Annotated in this window: 1 protein-coding gene; it reads left to right on the top strand. The window is 43.0% G+C overall.

What is annotated here, in order from left to right:
• Positions 1–113: 113 nt before the first annotated feature.
• A partial coding sequence (locus AC0LWM_RS32440) for an IS3 family transposase (protein ID WP_474679169.1) occupies positions 114–628 on the top strand: 515 nt, incomplete at its 3' end.

A 628-nucleotide genomic window follows, 5' to 3' on the forward strand; every position in this document is an offset into this window, starting at 1 on the left:
ATGGAATATGAAATGGAACGGCTTCGGGCGGAAAATGCGTTCCTAAAAAAGTTACAAGAAATACAAAGGAGGCGAAGCTAAGCCAATATCGACAGGAGAACATCTACCTTGCCATTCAAGCGCTTCAGAAAGAAGCGTCAATTCGTGTTCAGCTTCTGTGTAAAATTGCAGGAATTGCACGCTCAAGCTACTACAAATGGCTAGAACGCAAACCCAGCGCTCGTGAGATGGAGAATGAAAAGTTAATGCAGGTAATGATGGAGATCTACGAGAAAGTAGAGCGAACCTTTGGCTATCGTCAATTAACCTTGCACATGCGCCGTGAAACCGGAAAAACGATCAATCATAAGCGTGTATACCGGCTTATGAAGGTAAAGGGAATTCAGTCTGTGATTCGTAGGAAGAAGAAGAAATATGCGTATTCCACACCACAGCAGGTAGCCGAGAATGTATTGAATCGTAAGTTTCAAGCAAGCGTCCCTAATGAAAAGTGGGTAACGGATGTAACAGAATTTAAATATGGTCACGGTCAGAAAGCTTATCTAAGCGCTATCCTAGACCTACATGATAAATCCATCGTGGCTTACGTATTAGGGCATTCCAATAACAATCCCCTGGTATTCCAGAC

Source organism: Paenibacillus sp. sgz302148 (assembly GCF_056120465.1).